This is a genomic window from Morganella morganii (assembly GCF_019242955.1).
GTDB lineage: Bacteria > Pseudomonadota > Gammaproteobacteria > Enterobacterales > Enterobacteriaceae > Morganella > Morganella sibonii.
The window spans coordinates 3,888,268-3,904,679 of sequence record NZ_CP066129.1 but is presented as its reverse complement, the minus strand read 5'-3'; the positions used below and the strand labels follow the sequence as shown (position 1 = coordinate 3,904,679).

The following is a 16,412-nucleotide window of genomic DNA, read 5'->3' as shown; positions in this document are numbered from 1 at the left end:
TATGCTGCCACCGGACACCCTGAAAGCAAGCTGGCTGGAACGCGAAGCGGAGTATTCGGCTTTCGTTAACGGCCCGTTACTTGATTTCTGGAACCGGCGGGATGAGCGGACATTTCAGGGCACGGATGATGTCACTATCCGTTATGTGCAGTTTACTGATCCTGTGCATGACAAAGTGCTGGTCATCAGTTCCGGGCGCAGCGAAAGCTACGTCAAATATCCGGAAGTGCTGTACGATTTTTTCCACCTCGGTTTTGATGTCTTTATTATGGATCACCGGGGGCAGGGGCTTTCCGGCCGGATGCTGGATGATCCGCAAAAAGGCCATGTCGAACGTTTCGACGACTATATTGATGATTTTTCTCAGTTCACGAAAATCGCGCTGGCGGAGAAAGATTATGCGTACCGCTATGCACTGGCACACTCGATGGGCAGTGCGATACTCGGCGGTTATCTGTTACGCGAGCCGGATACTTTCCGTGCCGCGGTGTTATGTGCCCCGATGTTCGGCATTAATTTACCGATGCCGATGTGGCTGGCCAATATGATTGTGAACCGCGCCGATAAACGGCCGTCGGAACGCAATGAGTATGCGGTATCAACCGGGAAGTGGCAGCCGTTGCCGTTTTTAATCAACATGCTGACCCACAGCTACCCGCGGTACCGGCGTTACCTGCGCTGTTATGCTGACTATCCTGCTTTACGTCTCGGCGGACCCACGTATCACTGGTTACGCGAAAGCATTGATATCGGACAGAAGATAATTGCGCGGGCGGGAGAGATAAACACCCCGCTGATGGTGCTGATGGCATCAGAAGATAAGGTGGTGGACAATCGGGAGTTGCTGGCTTTCTGCGAAAACCGCCGTAAAGCCCGGACAGGACAAGAAGAAGAACATATGCCTCTGACGTTTGAGGGAGCTTATCACGAGATCCTGTTCGAAGAAGACGCGTTGCGCGCTGTCGCGCTCAATGCGATTTGTCATTTTTTCGGACTCCACTAATCAATTTTCAGGAATTTGCATATGTATCATGTGGTTGCTTCAGATTTAGACGGAACGTTATTATCACCTGCCCACAGTTTAACCCCCTACACCAAGGAAACCCTCCGCCTGCTGACCATCAATAAAGGCGTGCATTTTGTTTTTGCCACCGGCCGCCATCATGTGGATGTGGCGCAGATCCGTGATGCGCTGGGAATTGATGCGTTTATGATCACCTCCAATGGCGCGCGGGTACACAACACCAAAGGTGAGCTGGTATTCAGTCATGATGTGGACCCGGATGTGGTCCGCGAGCTGTGCCTGATGGAGTTTGATAATCCGGATATCCTCACCAACTATTACCGCGGTGACGGCTGGATGATCAACCGGGAAAGCCCTGAACAGAAAGAGTTTTTCCAGGAATCTGTTTTTATGTATGAACTGTTCGACCGCAATGATTTTCCGGTGGATCAGGTCTGCAAAGTCTACTTCACCTGTGATGACCACGAGAAACTTGTCGCGCTGGAAGCAAAAATCCGTGTGCGTTTCGGTAACAGAGTGAATGTCAGTTTCTCGCTGCGCAGCTGCCTGGAAGTGATGGCCGGCGGTGTCTCAAAAGGTGAGGCACTGCAGCAGGTCGCAGAATCACTGGGTTACCGTCTGAATGACTGCATCGCTTTCGGTGATGGTATGAATGACCGCGAAATGCTGGAAATGGCAGGAAAAGGCTGCATTATGGCGGGAGCGCATCAGCGTCTGAAAGATATTCTGCCGGAGATGGAAGTGATCGGTTCTAATGCGGATGACGCCGTCGCCCATTACCTGCGCCGGTTATATCAGCAGTAAATCGTATATTCAGATACACAGAAAACCGCCGGATGTTATTCTTCCGGCGGTTTATTTCTTTCAGATTGCAATAATCGGTAGTATTAATAATCTGCATCTTTACCATTAAATAAATTAGCCATAGCCATTGCTGTTTCGGGTGTAGTTAAAATATCTTTTAATGTTGACTTTAAAATATCTATTGTATTACAAGAAAATTCTTCGTTTTTATATCGTACTGTTACCGGAAATCCGGTTGATTTACTTAATGAATATTCACATAAAAGATGTTTTATCTTTGGGTTAGTTTCACTTTTCAGATAAATAGCTTTATCATATATTGCATATGCTGAAATCATGTTTAATAGTATATCATCTTTATCAATGTTTTTAATTTCCGGATATACAATGTTACTTGTTGATTCTTTAACTAAGTTAAGTATATAAAATACTTCAGATTCAATGTTTTCCTTTATCGCTACAATATTTAATGCACTTTGAAACGAACTTTTAATTGAATTCAGGATATCGTCGTTATCACTCATAATGTAATCAGAAAAAAAATAGCTCTCGCTGCTGAATGAACTGCGTTATATAATTACCTGCTAAAGTAATAGCGTCAGTTCTTTTTGTCTCATGGGAGCGTATTGGCGGAGATATACCAATATTCCACCATCCTAAATTTAACTTACTTGTATTCATTTTATTTAAAATGGTTGCCAGATAATCTATTTAAGATGAAGAATCACTGTCAGCAGTATATCTTAAATTTTATTATCTGGCTTTACCGGTTATCACAACCCGCCTGATTTCCGCATCGGGTTACGGCCCGACAGGTTTTTAGTGCCGCTGCGCAGGATGTTACCCACCATATCCACACGCGCCTCAAACGGCGGGAACGGCAGAATGATGTTGTTTTCCGCGAAGCTGCGCAGGATATTCTGATGAATTTCATGACGTGCCGGCAGGCGGTGTCCCATTTCAGCTGCGTAAGCACGCAGTTCGAAGATCTGAATACCCTGTTGCAAATCAACCAGGTAGGCTTCCGGGTTTGGTGTATCCAGAATCATCGCGGAGTCCTGTGCTGCCATCAGCAGCAGAATAGTGACCTGTTCCGGATTGGCTTCCGCCGGTACCGGGATCGTCAGGACGATACGGGTGACGGTATCCGAGAGCGACCAGTTAATAAACTGTTCGGTGATAAAGGCTTTGTTCGGGACGATAATCTCTTTGCGGTCCCAGTCTGTCAGCGTGGTGGCACGGGTGTTGATACGTGTGATGCTGCCGGTCAGGTCACGGATAGTCACGGTATCGCCGATACGGATTGGTTTTTCAAACAGGATCATCAGACCGGAAACGATGTTGGCGAAAATTTCCTGCAAACCAAAGCCCAGCCCGACACCCATCGCTGTTACAAACCACTGCATTTTCGACCATTCAATACCGATCAGCGAGAATCCGACAATCCCCCCGACCAGCGTTATCGCGTACTTGGTCAGGGTGGTGATGGCGTACCCGGTACCCGGTGTCAGATCCAGGTGCTGTAACAGCGCCAGTTCCAGCAGGGCGGGGAGGTTTCGTACCAGTTGCGTGGTGATGATAATCACCAGAATGGCGACAAAGACAGAGCCGAGTGTGATGGGCTGGAGAGTATCCACGCCGTTAATACTGCTGCTGACATCCCACAGCCGGATATTTTCCAGGAAGGAGAACGCGGTGTGCAGTTCTGACCAGAGCAGAATACAGGACACCAGGGCAATCATCGTCAGGATGGAGCGGACCAGCCCGACAGACTGCGCACTGATAGTGTCGAGGTCAATGACCTGCTCTTCAATATCAATCACGCCTTCAGCACTGTTGGCATTGCTGTTCACGCTGCTGTCGTCATCACTTTTTGCCCGCTGCGCCAGGATTTCAGCACGGCGCTGTTTGGCGCGTTCAAAGGCAATCCGGCGGCGCTGGATCAGCATCCAGCGGGTGATGATGTTATAGACCACCAGCAGCATAAACCAGATAGCAACCGACGTTTCCAGACGGCCCAGCAGTGCCTGTGAGGTTGCCAGATAGCCGAGCAGAGCCGAAATGGCCGCCACAACCGGTGCCAGCAGAAGCAGCCACCACATACCTTTGCTGACCGCATTGTCACCGCTGCCGTGACGGTCAAGATAGAGCGGAACCCCCGCGCGGCGCAGGCTGCTGGTAATAATAAACAGTGCGGCACACAGCAGCAGGAAGCAGAGGCGGCCGAGTGTCGGGGCGAATTCCCGGTCATTAAAGTATTCGAAGGTGGTCATTGCCATCATCAGCGGCACAATGACAAAAATAGAAAGCTGATAGAAGCGCATCGCCCGTTTGACACGGGCTTCCGGCCAGCGGAACTGTGCGGTAAACAGGCCGTTCGGACGGGCAAAGGTTGCACAGAACATAAACAGCCACAGAACCGGTGTGGTGGCGCTGACACCGTCGCCGATTGCTTTTGCCATCGGATACTGCCAGGCATTCTGTAATCCGTAGCCGATAGCCGACCACAGCACCGGCAGCGGCAGAGAGACAAGTACAGACCAGAACAGGGTACGCAGCGTGATGGAGAAGCGATCCAGTGTCACTTTACCGATGCGCTGGCTGGTTCTGTCCAGAAATGCCTGGTAATGACGGCGGTAGTTCAGGCCGAAAATAGCCAGCAGCAGGGTACCGATAATATAGAGTGAAATCTCTTTGTTCTGCCATGAGAACATCGTTTTGAACGCACCGCCGAGCTGCGCCAGGGTATCCAGAGACAGCAGTTTGGTCAGGCTGGTCAGTACTTCAATCGGGTAATTGAGGGAAACCGGGGTGGCATCCGCCACCCAGAACAGATAACGGTGTGTATCATCGCGGACTTCAGCCAGTACATCACTGAGCTGGCTGGTGGTCACTTTGAGCTTGGTCAGCTCCAGAATTTCGGTGTCGTAACCGGAGAGCAGGGAGCCGAGCAATTCTTTGCGGTTGTCAACCAGCTGCTGATACAGCGAGGCCTGATCAGCCGGGAGCGAGGTTGTCTGTGAAGTATCCGGTTCATTATTATCACCGGACAGGGCATCAAGCATATTTTCATATTTCAGACGCTCAACGCGCAGGTCGGTGATTTCTTTATCCAGCTGCTGGGGTTTCGGCATATCCGGCAGACGGCTGAGCTGCGCCCGCAGGGCTTCCCCCAGTGCTGTTGAGCCGTTCAGCCACTGCGCCTGTTCCTGAATGGTACCGAGAACCTGGCGTGCTTTCTGGATATCGGTTGCCGCCTGGCGCTGCATTTCCCCGATATCACTCATGTGCACGGCCTGATCATTCAGTACCTGCGACAACTCGCGGTTGATATCAACCTGTTCTTTCAGGAACGGCGGTAAATCACCGGCCTGTTCAGCCAGCAGTTCGGTACGTTCCAGAGCCAGCTCGGCTTTCTGCTGGCGTTTACCGTTCAGTACACTGCGCAGTTGCTGAAGCTCGAGATCCAGCCGCTGATAGCGTTTACGCAGCAGTTCGAGGCGGATACGGGTCAGTTCCTGGCGGTTATTGGCAGAAAGCTGTGCCAGTTCCAGCTCATTGACTGTCGCTTTGCGCGCCTGTACTTCAGCTGCGGCCAGCGTGGACTGAGCCTCGGCAAGCGGTGTCAGCGGGGTTGTCAGTCCCTGCTGGCGGGACGTGGCTTCATTGAGCAGACGGCGGGCTTCGGACTGCTGCTGAGGCAGAAGCGTCAGGGAATCGCTGATTTCGCGGTTTTTATCCTGTTCCTGCTGTAACTGCCGTCCCTGCTCCAGTAACTGTCCGCTGAGCTGGATAGTCTGCTGCTCGAGGTCGCTGATAGGGCGGGTGGTCAGAATTTTGGCCGGAGAATCACTCTCTTCCAGCAGTTGCTGGCGCAGTTCCCTGACCAGCTTCGGGAAGTTATCAATGGTGTCCTGATAGCTCTGTGCCCGCTCATCCGCGGCTTTACTGTCTGCAAGCCAGTTCAGGGTCGCCTGTAACGCCTGAGCCATCTCAATATCTTTCGGATCTTTGCTGCTCTCAATCCGCTTGAGTTCCTGGCGGATCTGCGGCTCGTTAATATCCGATGCCGCATATACCGCTGTCAGCGGGGAGAAAAGAAAAACCGCCAGTAAAAATGAGATAATCAGGCGCACAGGGAAGAGTCCTCAGTTAGTGGCAGCGGCGTCAGGTTGCGGCGGGCAGTCAGGGCTGTCTTCTGCGTGAGTGTCATCATCCGTTGTGATACAGGTAGCCAGCAGTTCCCCCATGCGGGTGGAAACACCGTTTGCCAGTGCACTGTTCAGTGCAACAGTATCCGCCGGGAACAGGTTGATAACGGTGGAACCGAGTTTAAAGCGGCCCATCTCTTCGCCTTTCTTCAGGTTTACCGCACAGACACTGTCATGTGCCGGATAGGTCCAGCGGCGGACAATGCCTTCACGCGGCGGCGTGACCATACCGCACCAGACGGTTTCCATACTGCCGACAATAGTGGCACCCACCAGAATCTGCACCATCGGGCCGAAAGCGGTATCAAACACACAGATCAGGCGCTCGTTACGGGCAAACAGGTTCGGTACATTGGCAGCAGTCAGCGGATTGACGGAGAACAGATCGCCCGGAACATAGATCATTTCGCGCAGATGGCCGTCACACGGCATATGCACGCGGTGGTAATCACGCGGAGATAAGTAAGTGGTTACAAACTGCCCGTTGCGGAACTGATCCGCCAGTTGCCAGTTTCCGGCGAGGAGGGCTTCCAGGGTGTAATTATGCCCTTTGGCCTGTAAAATCTGATCGTCACGGATAAGCCCCAGCTGACTGATAGTACCGTCAGCCGGCAGCGCCAGAGTTTCACTGCCCTGTACGATCGGACGGACTTCCTCTTTCAGTGCGCGGATAAAGAATTCATTGAAGGTACTGTAAGCGATAAATTCGCTTTCTTTCGCTTCCTGCATATCCACTTTATAGGCTTTGGCGAATGCTTTGATCGCCAGCTGTGTCAGCCAGCCAAGTTTTTTGTTGGCAAAGCGGCCTGCCAGCTGAGTAAGACACTGTTTAGGCAGCAAATATTGTAATTTTATTTTAAGAGTATCCAGCACATCGACCTCTGGTATTGTTTGTTATCTGCCGGTTTTTCCGGCGAATTCTGAACAAAAGGGGGCTATTGTACCTGTGCTTATTGCGCTTGTCAGTCTTCACCGGCCGTAAAATTACGGCGTGGTTTGACTTGCGCCATACTTTCCAGAATGCGGTGATAATTTTCAAAGCGTTCCGCGCTTATTTTGCCGTTTTCCACAGCGTCGCGCAGTGCACAGCCCGGGTCGTCCCCGTGTTTGCAGTCACGGAATTTACAGCCGCCGAGATAATCGCGGAATTCTGTAAATCCCTGAGTAACCTGCTCCGGTGTCAGGTGCCACAAACCGAATTCACGCACCCCCGGTGAATCGATCACATCGCCGCCGTGCGGGAAATGATACAGCCGTGAGGCGGTGGTGGTGTGCTGACCCAGCCCGGAAACATCAGAAACATTATTAACCAGAATATCTGCGGTTTCCGGCAGCAATGTATTGAGCAGGCTTGATTTTCCGACACCGGATTGTCCGGCGAAGATAGAAATCCGTCCGGCCAGTGCCGCAGTCAGTGCATCAATCCCCTCACCAGTGTGGCCGGACACTTCCAGCACACGGTATCCGATATTACGATAGATATTCATTAAATCATTGACCAGGGCGCGGCTTTCATCATTCAGCAGGTCAATTTTGTTGAGGACAATCAGCGGCTCCACACCCAGTGTTTCGCAGGCGACCAGGTAGCGATCAATAATATTGAGCGATAACTCCGGTAAAATGGCGGAAACAATCACGATCTGGTTGATATTGGCAGCGATCGGTTTAAGACCGTCATAAAAATCCGGGCGGGTCAGTACGGATTCGCGCTCATGTACCGCCTCGACAATCCCGTTAACACGGCCTTCCTCGTTATTCTGCAATGCCGCACGCCAGACCACGCGATCACCGGTGACCAGTGATTTGATAGTGCGGCGCAGGTTACAGCGCTGTACAGAGCCGTCTGCCGCCTCAATATCCGCATGCTGCCCGAAGCGGCTGATTACCTGTCCTTCCTGAGCCTCACCGAACAGGCTGTCTTCAGGCTCCGGCCGGTTCTCTCTGCGCAGTTTGCGCTGCTGGTTTGCCTGAACACGCCGTACCTGACCTTTGGAAAGTTTTTGTTTAGCCAACGAAACCTCGTCTGTTTTGACACCACGTAAAGAAGAAAGTGCCCGCCGGGGTGACTCGCAGCAGGGCTGATTACGCGCTATGATACACCATTCATTTTACCCGTCATCATTCAATCCGTATGAATAAAAAACAGGCGGATGCTCAGGTAACTATAGGATACAACATGGCTAAAAGTGAACAGAACCTTATCTGGATTGATCTGGAAATGACCGGACTTGACCCGGAACGTGACCGGATTATCGAAATCGCCACCATTGTGACGGATGCAAACCTGAACATTCTGGCGGAAGGCCCGGTTCTGGCGGTACATCAGTCAGATGAACAATTAGGTCTGATGGATGACTGGAATGTCCGCACACACGGTGCCAGCGGGTTAACTGAGCGGGTCCGTGCCAGTACATACTCCGATGCGCAGGCAGAGCAGGCCACTATCGCGTTTCTGGAACAGTGGGTACCGCAGGGGGTATCACCTATCTGCGGTAACAGTGTCGGCCAGGATCGCCGTTTTCTGTTCCGCTATATGCCTGCCCTGGAACAGTATTTCCACTATCGCTATCTGGATGTCAGCACGCTGAAAGAGCTGGCCCGCCGCTGGAAACCGGAAGTGCTGGATGGCTTTACCAAGAAAAATACCCATCAGGCGCTGGATGATATCCGCGAGTCGATTGCTGAACTGGCATACTACCGTGAAACCTTTATCCGTCTGTGATAAAACGTGGCACATGATTTTCAGCCGCAGACAGGTTAATATTAACGCAGGTTGCGTATTTTATAGCAGAATTGCCGGTTTTATCGGCATCTGAACAAAAAAATTCATTTTTTCGTGCCGGAGGGCTTGCCAGAAAATGAATTTTTCGTATAATGCGCTCCCCGTACCGAGATAGATTTTCAATCGAAAGCGGTGCGGGCAAATTGCAAAATATGCGGGAATAGCTCAGTTGGTAGAGCACGACCTTGCCAAGGTCGGGGTCGCGAGTTCGAGCCTCGTTTCCCGCTCCAATTTTCAGTTTGTCAGGTAATATACCGGTTGTGATGCGGGAATAGCTCAGTTGGTAGAGCACGACCTTGCCAAGGTCGGGGTCGCGAGTTCGAGTCTCGTTTCCCGCTCCAATTTTCAGATTGTCAGGTATATACCGGTTGCGACGCGGGAATAGCTCAGTTGGTAGAGCACGACCTTGCCAAGGTCGGGGTCGCGAGTTCGAATCTCGTTTCCCGCTCCAATTTTTTCTTCTCTTTTATTATCTCCCCCTGAAGTATCATTATCCTGAAGTTTACCTTTGCTGTTTTCTGTTACCGGTTACACCGGGAAAATTGTTGTGCAGTGCAAATAAGCATCAGTCACAGTCATCGGCAGCACAAAACGGACCAGACCGGATTTTTGCTGATATTTTAATCGGTTAGATGATTTTTTTCGTAATTACAGGGAAAAAACTTGCTAATCCCGGCGGGGTGAAATAGAATTTGCGCCCTCTCCGACGAAGGGGCAGATGAACGATCACCAGCGGTGATTATTCAGACAGTGAAAGATTATCACCGGTACTTTCCGGACTATCTTTATATCAGTTTCTGCTTTTCATCACCTTTCACAGGGTGATTAAGTCAAACCGGGGCCATTTTTCTGTCCTGATGTCATTTTTTATCCACAGCGCTGCGGGGCATGTTATTCACATCCCGGGTGTTCTGACACACTTTTCTGCACAGAGTTATCCACAGGCTGGTTTTGTCGGCTGAATCACAGAATTACGCTGAATACCGGAATAACACCTGTTTAATATATTGATATTTATATGTTAATTTAATTTATGTGAATTGTGTGACAGCTCTCTTGTATTTTTTCTTCACATTGATAGGCAAGGTCTTTTTATATTATTCACAACACTGAACATTGTGGATAACTTAACGGGATAATCAGGCGGGATCAGGCGTCGCGGGGCAAACCTTTGGAAATAGCGCGGATCAGCCGTTTTTGTTGTGAAGTCTGTATTTCGATACCTGACTCATCTCTTTTGGCATACTGACGGGCAACCGCCCAGCGGATATGTTCATCAAGCCAGTCAGCCAGTCCGGTTTTTTCTGTCAGTGCGATAATAATCTTATCTTCATACGGGGCGTTACCGAGCGCGACACTGATATTTCTCAGCCAGCGCAGATATCCGATGCGCCGGATAGCCGAACCCTCCGTCACCCGCAGGAAAGTCGCTTCACCCCAGGCAAATAACTCCAGCAGCTCCGGCGTATGCAGGCGCTTGCGCGGTGAGAAATCTTCCTCGTCAGTCAGTTGTGAGAAGCGGTTCCACGGACAGATCAGCTGGCAGTCATCACAGCCGTAAATGCGGTTTCCCATCAGCGGGCGGAATTCTTCGGGGATGGCACCCTCCAGCTCAATGGTGAGGTAGGAGATACAGCGGCGTGCATCGACAGTATAAGGCGCGACAATCGCCTGAGTCGGACAGGTGGTCATACAGGCAACACAGCGGCCGCACAGCTCCTCAACAGGGGTATCAACCGGCAGCGGCAGGTTAATCAGCAGTTCGCCGAGGAAAAACCAGGAACCGGCTTCACGGTTTAATATAAGTGAGTGCTTACCAACCCAACCGAGACCGGCTTTGGCCGCCAGCGGGCGTTCCAGTACCGGGGCAGAGTCGACAAACGGACGGTAACTGAGGGTATTTCCCAGAGCGAGCTCATCACACTCAGCCTGAATCCGCTCTCCCAGCTGCTTCAGGCGCTGGCGCAGAAGTTTGTGATAATCCCGTCCCAGCGCATAACGGCTGATATAGCCTTGTTCCGGGTTTTGCAGCACAGCAGCAAAGGCCGCTTTGGCCGGAAGATAGTTCATCCGCACGCTGATCACCCGCAGCGTGCCCGGCAGCAATTCATGAGGGCGTGCACGCATCATGCCGTGACGCGCCATCCAGTCCATCTCACCCTGATAGCCCGCATCCAGCCATGCCTGTAACTTCGGCTCTTCCGCGCTGAGATCCGTATCGCAGATACCGACCTGCTGAAAGCCGAGTTCGTGCCCCCATTGTTTTATCCGGGCGGCAAGCTGATGTAATACGGAGTCAGTGCTCATGAGTGAGTGTTTACTTACATTGCAGGGGTGATGGTGAATGGTGCGGAGTTTATCACAGAGTGTCCGGCACAAAAACTGCGCATTATTGTCGTTTTTTCGCACGCCGTTATGCAGGTATATCACCGGAATGTGGTATGTTTAACGGATTACACGCTCAATTATTTCAATAAAATAACCTGTGACGACAACGAGAATGAAAGAACGTCTGTTTACGCTGGCAGATGAAGCTGCCACTGTCGCGCTCGGCCGTGCACTGGCACAGCAGAGTCAGCGCGGATTTGTCCTGCATCTTTTCGGCGATCTGGGTGCCGGAAAAACCACTTTCAGCCGCGGTTTTCTTCAGGCACTGGGCCATCAGGGGCATGTGAAAAGCCCGACTTACACCCTGGTGGAACCGTACGAGCTCTCACCGCGCCCGGTCTATCATTTTGACCTGTATCGTCTGGCCGATCCGGAAGAGCTGGAATTTATGGGTATCCGCGATTATTTCGGGGAAAACACCGTGAGCCTGGTCGAATGGCCGCAAAAAGGCGCCGGTTTTCTGCCGGATGCAGATTTGGAATTGCACTTACGGTATGATGGGGAAGGACGGGAAGCGCGTTTTACCGCCCGCTCGCCTTATGGTGAAGAACTCCTGGATAAGTTAGCGGAGATGTGAGGAATTACCGAGAATGAATGCATATCTGACACGGAAATCTGATGTGGCCGCTGTATCGTGGCTGACAGCGCTGCTTTTCTGCATGGGCCTGCTGTTCAGCACAGCCGGGCACGCCGCATCCCTGACGGGAATCAATGTAAGTAATAACGGCTCTCAGGGAACATTACAGCTCAGTTTTGACGGTAAACCACAGTACAAACTGTTTCCGCTGCACGACCCGGAGCGTCTGGTCATCGACATCCGTCAGCCGCAGAAAATTACCGGCCTGCCGATCAACCTTGATAACGGGCTGATTAACGTCGTCAGAGAGAGCCGCGCCCCGGATGCTCAGCATCAGCGTATTGTGCTGGAACTGGCGGAAAAGAGCACTTTCCGTGATTCAGCGGATAACGGCGGGCTGACTATCACCCTGACCGGCAAAAACAGTTATACCGCAGCCCCGGTGGCTGCCGCACAACCGGTAACGACCACAACCGGCAAACCACTGCGCATGAACGGCAGCACACAGTCAGCACCGGTTGCAGCTGCCCCGGCCGCGGTGCCGGCACAGGCAAAAATCCCGGTTGTACCGACAGGTAAACTGCCGAAAAACAGCCGTCAGGTGGTGGTGGCGATTGATGCCGGACACGGCGGGAAAGATCCGGGTGCTATCGGGCAGAATGGTCTGAGAGAGAAAAACGTCACTATCAGTATCGCCCGTAAGCTGGAAAAGCGTCTGAAAAATGACCCGATGTTCAAACCGGTTCTGACCCGTGACGGCGATTATTTTATCTCCGTTGCCGGACGCTCAGAAGTGGCGCGCAAATTCGGTGCCAATATGCTGGTCTCCATCCATGCGGATTCCGCACCAAACCGCACCGCGACCGGTTCATCGGTCTGGGTGCTCTCTAACCGGCGGGCAAACAACGAATTAGGTAACTGGCTGGAACAGAGCGAGAAGCAATCGGAACTGCTCGGTGGTGCCGGTGATGCGCTGGCAAACGGTGCGGACCCGTATCTCAGCCAGGCCGTGCTGGATCTCCAGTTCGGTAACTCCCAGCGTGTCGGTTATGCCGTGGCGCAGGATGTGATCCGCCAGTTGCGCAAGATAGGTAAAGTTCACAAAGGCACACCGGAACACGCGAGCCTGGGTGTACTGCGCTCGCCGGATATTCCGTCCATTCTGGTGGAAACCGGTTTTATCAGTAACAGCACTGAAGAACAGCTGTTAGGGTCCGATACTTATCAGGAACAGGTGGCTGCCGCGATTCACGGCGGGTTACGCGAATATTTTACCGCGAATCCGTTACAGGCGGCACCGTCCAAATAACAGGAGAACGGGGGCAATTATGGCGATCCGGATTTTACCGCCGCAGCTGGCAAACCAGATAGCCGCAGGCGAAGTGGTTGAGCGCCCGGCATCGGTGGTGAAAGAACTGGTGGAAAACAGCCTGGACGCCGGAGCCACCCGTATCGATATTGATATTGAGCGCGGCGGTGAAAAGCTGATCCGTATCCGTGATAACGGCTGCGGTATTGCCAAAGACGAGCTGGCACTGGCGCTGGCCCGACACGCCACCAGTAAAATCGCCACGCTGGATGACCTTGAAGCTATCATGAGCATGGGATTCCGCGGCGAGGCACTCGCCAGTATCAGCTCGGTATCCCGCCTGACCTTTACTTCCCGCACCCGCGAACAGAGCGAAGCCTGGCAGGCGTATGCCGAAGGGCGGGAAATGGACGTGACGCTGAAACCGGCGGCACATCCGGCGGGCAGTACCGTGGAAGTACTGGATCTTTTTTTCAATACCCCGGCCCGCCGGAAATTCCTGCGCACCGAAAAAACCGAGTTCGGCCATATTGATGAAGTGGTCCGGCGCATCGCGCTGTCCCGTTTTGATGTGGCCATTAATCTCACCCACAACGGTAAACTGATGCGCCAGTACCGCCCGGTCAAAGCGGAAGATCAGCAGGAACGCCGTCTGGGGGCGATCTGCGGTACGGCTTTTATGCAGCAGGCGCTGGCAGTGACCTGGTCTCATGAGGAACTGGCGATCCGCGGCTGGGTGGCTTCACCGGCGGATTACAGCGGCCCGGCTGATTTACAGTATTGTTATGTTAACGGGCGGATGATGCGTGACCGCCTGATCAACCACGCGATCCGTCAGGCGTATGAAGACCGGCTGAACGGCGATCAGCAACCGGCCTACGTTCTGTATCTGACCATTGATCCGCGCCAGGTGGATGTGAATGTGCATCCGGCCAAACATGAAGTGCGTTTTCATCAGGCGCGGCTGGTGCATGACTTTATTTATCAGGCAGTGCTCAGTGTGCTGAAGCAGCATGAGCAGCCGGCTTCCCTGTTTGAGCCGGCACCGTCAGTACCGCAGACACAGCATGTGCCCGAAAACCGCGCGGCGGCCGGTAAAAATATTTTTGAACGGGAGGAAGTGTGTACTCCTTCCCCGCACCGGGAAACGGCGGCAGGTACCGCATCTTACAGCGGCCGTAACAGCGGGAAACCGGTATATTCTGCGGATAAACCCGTATACAGCCCGAAAGAAGCCGGAATATATCAGTCACTGATACAGACTCCGGCGGAAAACCGGCCGCAGCTGTTTCCGGAAAAAAGTACTTTTCTGTCAGAAAGCCGGATCAGTGCCGCAGGTGAGGCGGTGACGGAAAAAAGTGAGCGTGTAAGTTTTGGTAAAATCCTTACGCTTTATCCGCCGTGTTATGCGTTAATTGAGACAGATGCAGGTATTGCGCTGTTTTCCCTCAGTAAAGCGTCACATTATCTGCGGTGTCAGCAACTGATTCCGGGAGAGCAGGGACTGAAATCCCAGCCGCTGATGATCCCGCTTCAGATGGCATTAAGCGCACAGGAATGTGAGACATTTACGCGGTTTGCCGGGGTATTGCGTACTTTCGGCATAGAAGGTTCAGTTTCCCGTGGAAAAGCGACGATTCGTACGGTATCGTTACCGCTTCGTCAGCAAAATTTACCGCACCTTATCCCTGAATTACTGAACTTTCTGGCTGATAACCCGGATGCGGGTGAACACGCTGTTGCGGCGTGTCTGGCCGGTATGCTGACCGGCGAATCGCCGGTTCAGAGCAAAGCGCAGGCGGTGCAACTGCTGGCAGATGTGGAGCGGCTGTGCCCGGAACTGGTGCGCAGGCCGCCGGAAGATTTAGTGCAATTAATTGATTTAACTGAGGTCGTTGCAGCATTACGTCATGAGTGAACAGAATCATCATAAACCCGCAGCCCTGTTTCTGATGGGGCCGACGGCTTCAGGAAAAACCGCGCTGGCAATTGAACTGTGTCAGCGGCTGCCGGTGGAAATCATCAGTGTGGACTCCGCGCTGATTTACAAGGGGATGGATATCGGGACCGCAAAGCCCGACGCTGCCGAACTGGCGCTCGCCCCGCACCGGCTGATTGATATTCTCGATCCGTCAGTGGCCTATTCCGCTGCCGATTTCCGCCGTGATGCACTGGCGGCGATGACAGATATCACCGCGCAGGGAAAAATTCCGCTGCTGGTCGGCGGAACCATGATGTATTTCAAGGCATTACTGGAAGGATTATCGCCGCTGCCGTCCGCTGACCCGGAAATCCGGGCGCAGATTGAGGCTCGGGCAGCGCAGGATGGCTGGCAGGTTCTTCATGACGAACTGAGCCGGATTGACCCCGTCGCCGGGGCACGAATCCATCCGAATGATCCGCAGCGGCTCAGCCGGGCGCTGGAGGTATACTATATCTCCGGGAAAACGATGACAGAACTGACGGAAACCGCAGGGGAGAATTTGCCCTTTAATGCTTATCAGTTTGCCATTGCACCGGCAGATCGTAAAATATTGCATCAGCGAATTGAAATGCGTTTTCAGATGATGCTGAACGCCGGTTTTGAGGACGAAGTCCGTGCGCTGTATCAGCGCGGGGACCTTCATCCGGATTTGCCGTCGATCCGTTGTGTCGGCTACCGCCAGATGTGGTCTTATCTGGCCGGTGAAATCAGTTATGACGACATGGTGTATCGGGGCATTTGCGCCACCCGCCAGCTTGCCAAGCGGCAGCTGACGTGGTTGCGGGGTTGGGAAGGTGTTCACTGGCTTGACAGTGAACAGCCTGAACAATCTCTTAAAGCCGTTATGCAGGTTCTTCGTGCATAGCGCCGTTGATTGTGTACAATTAACGGGTTACGAAAGTTTTGAGTAGTTATTTTTCGAACCCAGTTTGGGTTTCATTTAAAAAACAACAAAATAAGGAAAATACAGAATGGCTAAGGGGCAATCTTTGCAAGATCCGTTCCTGAACGCATTACGTCGCGAAAGGGTTCCGGTTTCTATTTATCTGGTCAACGGTATTAAATTGCAGGGTCAGATCGAATCATTCGACCAGTTTGTTATTCTGCTGAAAAACACGGTCAGCCAAATGGTTTATAAACACGCGATCTCTACCGTCGTACCTTCCCGTCCGGTTTCTCACCACAGCGGTGGCGCAAACCCGGGAACCGGCAGCAGCAATTACCACCAGTCAGCCGGTAACGGTGGTGCGCAACAGGATACTGATGGCGCTGAATAAGTCAGTGTGCAGTTATCAATCGCGGAAAAACATAGGTAGGGAGACTTTACCTGTGT

Annotated in this window: 13 protein-coding genes and 3 tRNA genes; 11 read left to right on the top strand and 5 right to left on the bottom strand. The window is 52.3% G+C overall.

Going from position 1 to position 16,412, the window contains the following annotated elements; genetic code table 11:
- The first annotated feature begins 1 nt into the window (after position 1).
- Together pldB and yigL are read left to right on the top strand one after the other, a co-directional pair.
- Complete coding sequence (gene pldB, locus JC793_RS18270; protein WP_218426961.1) at positions 2-1,003, top strand: lysophospholipase L2; 1,002 nt, start codon at positions 2-4, stop codon at positions 1,001-1,003.
- Between the two features lie 21 nt (positions 1,004-1,024).
- The gene (gene yigL, locus JC793_RS18265; protein WP_025154637.1) at positions 1,025-1,828 is read left to right on the top strand and encodes a sugar/pyridoxal phosphate phosphatase YigL; all 804 of its coding nucleotides are present in this window, start codon (positions 1,025-1,027) and stop codon (positions 1,826-1,828) included.
- Positions 1,829-1,911: 83 nt separating this feature from the next.
- Here yigL and JC793_RS18260 read toward each other — a convergent pair whose 3' ends face one another.
- The 4 genes from JC793_RS18260 to rsgA all read right to left on the bottom strand — a co-directional run bounded on the left by JC793_RS18260 (position 1,912) and on the right by rsgA (position 8,051).
- Positions 1,912-2,352, bottom strand: a complete 441-nt coding sequence (locus JC793_RS18260) for a hypothetical protein (RefSeq protein ID WP_218426959.1) — start codon at positions 2,350-2,352, stop codon at positions 1,912-1,914.
- Positions 2,353-2,601: 249 nt separating this feature from the next.
- Positions 2,602-5,964 carry a miniconductance mechanosensitive channel MscM gene (mscM, locus tag JC793_RS18255; protein ID WP_218426957.1) on the bottom strand — a complete coding sequence of 1,121 codons (3,363 nt, stop codon included), beginning with the start codon at positions 5,962-5,964 and terminating at the stop codon, positions 2,602-2,604.
- Between the two features lie 12 nt (positions 5,965-5,976).
- Positions 5,977-6,912 (bottom strand): archaetidylserine decarboxylase, encoded by a 936-nt coding sequence (asd, locus tag JC793_RS18250; protein ID WP_218426954.1) that lies wholly within the window; start codon positions 6,910-6,912, stop codon positions 5,977-5,979.
- Between the two features lie 89 nt (positions 6,913-7,001).
- Positions 7,002-8,051, bottom strand: coding sequence for a small ribosomal subunit biogenesis GTPase RsgA (gene rsgA, locus JC793_RS18245; RefSeq protein WP_046894238.1), 1,050 nt, complete (start codon positions 8,049-8,051; stop codon positions 7,002-7,004).
- 164 nt (positions 8,052-8,215) lie between these two features.
- Between rsgA and orn the strand changes: the two genes are divergently transcribed.
- The 4 genes from orn to JC793_RS18225 all read left to right on the top strand — a co-directional run bounded on the left by orn (position 8,216) and on the right by JC793_RS18225 (position 9,272).
- Positions 8,216-8,761 (top strand): oligoribonuclease, encoded by a 546-nt coding sequence (gene orn / locus JC793_RS18240; RefSeq protein WP_025154642.1) that lies wholly within the window; start codon positions 8,216-8,218, stop codon positions 8,759-8,761.
- A 214-nt stretch (positions 8,762-8,975) separates the two neighbouring features.
- A tRNA-Gly gene (locus tag JC793_RS18235) sits at positions 8,976-9,051 on the top strand.
- Between the two features lie 35 nt (positions 9,052-9,086).
- A tRNA-Gly gene (locus tag JC793_RS18230) sits at positions 9,087-9,162 on the top strand.
- A gap of 34 nt (positions 9,163-9,196) precedes the next feature.
- Positions 9,197-9,272: transfer RNA gene (locus tag JC793_RS18225), tRNA-Gly, on the top strand.
- A 698-nt stretch (positions 9,273-9,970) separates the two neighbouring features.
- Here JC793_RS18225 and queG read toward each other — a convergent pair.
- Positions 9,971-11,128, bottom strand: a complete 1,158-nt coding sequence (queG, locus tag JC793_RS18220) for a tRNA epoxyqueuosine(34) reductase QueG (RefSeq protein ID WP_218426952.1) — start codon at positions 11,126-11,128, stop codon at positions 9,971-9,973.
- Positions 11,129-11,321: 193 nt separating this feature from the next.
- Here queG and tsaE point away from each other — a divergent pair, with 193 nt between their 5' ends.
- From tsaE to hfq, 5 genes are all read left to right on the top strand, one after another.
- Complete coding sequence (gene tsaE, locus JC793_RS18215; protein WP_046894241.1) at positions 11,322-11,786, top strand: tRNA (adenosine(37)-N6)-threonylcarbamoyltransferase complex ATPase subunit type 1 TsaE; 465 nt, start codon at positions 11,322-11,324, stop codon at positions 11,784-11,786.
- A 13-nt stretch (positions 11,787-11,799) separates the two neighbouring features.
- A complete protein-coding gene (locus tag JC793_RS18210; RefSeq protein WP_218426950.1) occupies positions 11,800-13,095 on the top strand; it encodes an N-acetylmuramoyl-L-alanine amidase in 1,296 nt (431 codons plus the stop codon).
- A 19-nt stretch (positions 13,096-13,114) separates the two neighbouring features.
- Positions 13,115-15,013 carry a DNA mismatch repair endonuclease MutL gene (gene mutL, locus JC793_RS18205; protein WP_218426948.1) on the top strand — a complete coding sequence of 633 codons (1,899 nt, stop codon included), beginning with the start codon at positions 13,115-13,117 and terminating at the stop codon, positions 15,011-15,013.
- The gene (gene miaA, locus JC793_RS18200) at positions 15,006-15,944 is read left to right on the top strand and encodes a tRNA (adenosine(37)-N6)-dimethylallyltransferase MiaA (RefSeq protein ID WP_112549901.1); all 939 of its coding nucleotides are present in this window, start codon (positions 15,006-15,008) and stop codon (positions 15,942-15,944) included. The genes mutL and miaA overlap by 8 nt, the downstream gene beginning before the upstream one ends.
- 106 nt (positions 15,945-16,050) lie before the next feature.
- Complete coding sequence (hfq, locus tag JC793_RS18195) at positions 16,051-16,356, top strand: RNA chaperone Hfq (RefSeq protein ID WP_046894245.1); 306 nt, start codon at positions 16,051-16,053, stop codon at positions 16,354-16,356.
- Positions 16,357-16,412 lie beyond the last annotated feature (56 nt).